General features: G+C 74.4%; 3 protein-coding genes. All 3 read right to left on the bottom strand.

Annotated features, from left to right (window positions below):
- Window positions 1-138: 138 nt before the first annotated feature.
- The 3 genes from DZF91_RS27590 to recN all read right to left on the bottom strand — a co-directional run bounded on the left by DZF91_RS27590 (window position 139) and on the right by recN (window position 4,175).
- Window positions 139-1,098: a copper transporter gene (locus DZF91_RS27590; protein WP_117360060.1), complete on the bottom strand. Its 960-nt coding sequence runs from the start codon at window positions 1,096-1,098 to the stop codon at window positions 139-141.
- The gene (gene steA, locus DZF91_RS27585; protein ID WP_117360059.1) at window positions 1,095-2,333 is read right to left on the bottom strand and encodes a putative cytokinetic ring protein SteA; all 1,239 of its coding nucleotides are present in this window, start codon (window positions 2,331-2,333) and stop codon (window positions 1,095-1,097) included. The genes DZF91_RS27590 and steA overlap by 4 nt, the downstream gene beginning before the upstream one ends.
- 138 nt (window positions 2,334-2,471) lie before the next feature.
- Window positions 2,472-4,175 (bottom strand): DNA repair protein RecN, encoded by a 1,704-nt coding sequence (gene recN, locus DZF91_RS27580; RefSeq protein WP_117360058.1) that lies wholly within the window; start codon window positions 4,173-4,175, stop codon window positions 2,472-2,474.
- Between the last annotated feature and the right edge of the window lie 190 nt (window positions 4,176-4,365).

Here is a 4,365-nt window from a genome sequence, read left to right as displayed (position 1 = left end):
GGACCGTCCGGCCAGGCCGGGCGGGCGGCGGGTCAGCGCGGTGTAGGCGGCGCGGGTCGCGGCGGCGCCGAGCGCGGCGCCGGCGAACAGGCGCAGCGTGCGCCGGCCGGAGCGGGCGGTGTCAGTGCTCATGCGATGTCATCCGTTCTTCCCGGCGGCGGGCGGCGGCGACGGCAGGTACCCGCCGCTCGCGCCCGGGCCGACGCCGTACTGCCCGGACTTGCCGCCCAGCTCGTTCTGCAGGGCCAGGATCGCGACCACCTGCCCGGACGCGGTGTCCAGCACGTCCACCGACGACACCCGCTTGCTGGCGCCCGAGTCGTCGCGCAGCGCGGTGATGAGACCGCCCTGCTGCGCGGCGGTGTTCGGACCGCCCAGCACGGTGCCGCGGTCGGCGGCGTCGAGCTGCGCGGTCAGCGTCACCAGCGCCCGGGTGCCGCCCGCGGTGTCGGAGCCGTACGGGGTCGCGGGCGCGATCACCACGGCGAGTGTCGCATGCTGGCCCGGCTTCCCGCTGGTGGTCACGTAACCCGCCTCGCGGAACCCGGTGAGGATGCCCGCCCCGGCCGCGTCCTCGCGGCCCGCCTTGGACGCGTCGTTGGTGACGATCGCGGCGGCCAGCACCGCGCCCGCCTTGGTGTAGGCGTCCGCGCCGGACGGGAACTCGGTCCCGGCGGGCTTCAGCTGGGTGGCCAGCTCGTCGAGGGTGCGGCCCTCGTCCGGGTCCAGGGCCTTCTTCTGGATCGCGACGCGGCCGGTGACGGTCGCCCCGGCCTTGGTCGCCAGGTCGATGACCTGCGAGACGCCGTCCTCGCCGGCGCCGGGCGTCTCGACCAGCACCAGCGACTGGCCCTTGAGCCGGCCCGCGACGTACTGCGGCCCGGTCACGGACGCGAACTGCTCCTCGCCCTTGAGCTGGGCCTCCTGCTTCTGCTGCGTCCTGCGCAGGTCGTCGGCGCGCCGGGTGGCCCGGTTCGCCTCCTGCTTGAGGCCGTTGGTCACCGACTGCGACAGGGTCGTGGAGCCCAGCACGATGCCGAGCGCCAGCGCCAGGAAGATCGCGACGATGGAGACGAGGTGGTAACGGAAGTCGATCACGTGAACAGTCCGGTCAGCCAGAAGAGGAAGGCGTGCCAGCGGTCGGCCAGCAGGGGGCGGATGACGTCCCCGGCGGGTGACATGAACACGGCGGTGGTCATGGCGATGAACGCCACCAGCACGAGCAGCAGCAGGGACCAGCCCGAGATGCGACTGCGGTACAGGCGGGAGACGCCCTTGGCGTCGACGAGCTTGCTGCCGACGCGCAGCCGGGTGAGGAACGTGCTGGACATCCCCGCGCGGCCCTTGTCGAAGAACTCCACCATGTTGAAGTGCGTGCCGACGGCGACGATCAGCGTCGCGCCCTTCTCGTCGGCCAGCAGCATGGCGATGTCCTCGCTGGTGGCGGTGGCGGGGAACACCACGGCCTCGCGGCCGAGCTCCTCCACCCGCTTCAGGCCGGGCGCGCGGCCGTCCCGGTAGGCGTGCACGACGATCTCCGCGCCGCAGGTCAGCGCGGCGTCGGACACCGAGTCCATGTCCCCGACGATCATGTCGGGCCGGTAGCCGGCCTCCAGCAGGGCGTCGGCCCCGCCGTCCACGCCGATCAGCACCGGCCGGTACTCCCGGATGTAGGGGCGCAGGGTCGCGATGTCCTCGCGGTAGTGGTAGCCGCGCACGACGATCAGCGCGTGCCGCCCGTCCAGGACGGTGGCCACGTCGGGGACGCCGACGCCGTCGATGAGCAGGTCGCGCTCGCGCCTGACGTACTCCATCGTGTTGGCGACGAACGCCTCGAGCTGGTGGCCGAGGTTGGCCTTCGCCTCGGTGATCGACGCCTCGAGCGTCTCCTCGGTCTGCTCGGTGCCCTTGGCGACCGCGTCGGACCCCTTGTAGACGGTGCCGCCGGCCACCCGGACGCCGTCGCCCTCCGACAGCCTGGTGAAGATCTCCGGGCCGACGTCGTCCACCAGCGGGATGCCGGCGTCCAGCAGGATCTGCGGGCCGAGGTTGGGATAGCGCCCCGAGATGGACGGCGCGACGTTCACCACCGCGCCGACCTGGCAGGACACCAGCGCCTCGGCGCTGACCCGGTCCAGGTCGACGTGGTCGATCACCGCGATGTCGCCCGGCTGCAGCCGCTTGGTGAGGTTCTTGGTGCGGCGGTCGAGCCGGACCGTGGCGGTCACGCCCGGCCGGCCGTCACCCCGCCCGCGGCCGAGCTGCAGCACCCGCCGCGGCCGCTTCCTGGCGGGCCGGACGGCATGGTCGGTGGTCGGTGACGGGTCGTTCATCGCTTGACATCCTGCCAGAGGGCGGGGGGTGACACCTGCAACGTCGGCATCGGGGCGTGTTGGTTCGCGTACTGTCGGTGGCTTTGCGCAGCGCCGCGCCTCCGGCCGGTTCCGCGGACCCGCGGGACGGAACGCGGCTCAGCGGTCGCGCGCGGCGAGGTCGAGCAGCTCCTCGGCGTGCGCGCGGCCGAGCTCGGAATCGGCGAGACCCGCCAGCATGCGGGACAGCTCGCGCACCCTGCCCTCCCGGTCCAGGGCGGTGACGCCGCTGCGCGTGACCAGCCCGTCGCTGGACTTCTCCACCAGCAGGTGCTGGTCGGCGAACGCCGCGACCTGCGGCAGGTGGGTGACGACGATCACCTGCGCGTTGCGGGCGAGCCGGGCGAGCCGCCGCCCGATCTCCACCGCCGCCTTGCCGCCCACGCCCGCGTCCACCTCGTCGAACACGAACGTCGGCACCGGGTCGGCGCCGGCGAACACCACCTCGATCGCCAGCATCACCCGCGACAGCTCGCCGCCGGACGCGCCCTTGTGCAGCGGCAGCGCCGGGGACCCCGGATGCGGAGCCAGCCGCACCTCGATCTCGTCCGCGCCGTACGGCCCGAACTCGCCGGTCGGCGTGACCGACACCTCCACCCGCGCGTGCGGCATCGCCAGCGCGGCCAGCTCGGCCGTGACGGCCTTGGAGAACCGCTCGGACGCCCGGCCGCGGACGGAGGTCAGCTCGGCCGCGTCGGTCTCCAGCCGCTCGGTGAGCTCGGCGTGCTCGGCGCGCAGCTCCTCGATCCGGTCGTCGTCGGAGTCGAGCTCGGTCAGCCGCGCCGCGGACGCGCGGGCCCACTCCAGCACCTGGTCGACCGACTCGCCGTCGCCGTACTTGCGGACCAGCGCGGTCAGCTCGGCCCGCCGCTCCTGGACGGCCGCCAGGCGCGCCGGGTCGGCGTCCACCGACTCGGCGTAGGCGGCCAGGTCGGTCGCCACGTCCGAGACCAGGTAGCCGGCCTCGGCGAGGCGGTCGGCGAGCGCCGCCAGCTCCGGGTCGTGGTCGCGGACGGCGTCCAGCGCGTTGCGCGCCGAGCCGAGCAGGCTCACCACGTTCGCGGCCTCGAACGCCGCCGCCGGGTCGCCGAGCAGCGCCTCGTGCGCGCTGTCGGCCGCGCCGCGCAGCGCGTCGGCGTGCCCGAGGCGCTCCTCCTCCGCCGCCAGCTCCACGTCCTCGCCGGGCCGGGGATCGACCTTCTCGATCTCCTCCAGCCCGAACCGCAGGATGTCGGCCTCCTGGGCGCGCTCGCGCGACCGGGTGGTCAGCTCGTCCAGCAGCGCGGTGACCTGCCGGTGCCGCTGGTAGGTGCGGGTGTAGGCGCGCATCGGCTTGGTCAGCGACGACCCGGCGTACCGGTCCAGCGCGGCGCGCTGCCGGCCCGCCTGCAGCAGCCGCTGCTGGTCGGACTGGCCGTGCACGGCGACCAGGTCGTCCGCGAGGTTGATCAGCAGGCTGACCGGCACCGACCGGCCGCCGACGTAGGCGCGCGAGCGGCCCTCCGCCGACACCGACCGCTGCACGATCAGCGTGCCGTCGTCGAGCTCGCCGCCCGCCTCCTCGACCCGGTCGACCACCCGGCCGCCCGGATCGACCACGATCCGGCCCTCGACCGTGGCGCGCTCGGCGCCCGGCCGCACCCGCTGCGGGTCGGCGCGCCCGCCGAACAGCAGGCCGAGGCTGGTGACCACCATGGTCTTGCCCGCCCCGGTCTCGCCGGTGACGACGTTGAAACCGGGCGACAGCTCCAGCACCGCCTCGTCGATCACGCCGAGGCCCTGGATCCGCACCTCATCGACCATGGGACGCACCCGCGTCACAACCCCTCGCAATCCGCCCGCTCTCCGCGTTCGGTGGTGAGATTATCGTCCCTCCACCGCGCCGGTGGCGCGACCGTCCGCCGCCGGACCCGCGCCTCAGCCCTCCGACCGCCCCTCCGGCCGCGCCTCCGACCGCCCTTCCGGCCGCGCTTCTCCGCCGCCCGCCGGCGGC

Source organism: Actinomadura logoneensis (assembly GCF_003428695.1).
Taxonomy (GTDB): Bacteria; Actinomycetota; Actinomycetes; order Streptosporangiales; family Streptosporangiaceae; genus Spirillospora; species Spirillospora logoneensis.
This window is presented reverse-complemented; position numbering and strand designations above follow the sequence as displayed.

Bases quoted from the DNA above. Each gene is read 5' to 3' on its own strand.
- steA (WP_117360059.1), bottom strand. From the start codon at position 2,333: ATGAACGACCCGTCACCGACCACCGACCATGCCGTCCGGCCCGCCAGG.
- recN (WP_117360058.1), bottom strand. From the start codon at position 4,175: ATGGTCGATGAGGTGCGGATCCAGGGCCTCGGCGTGATCGACGAGGCG.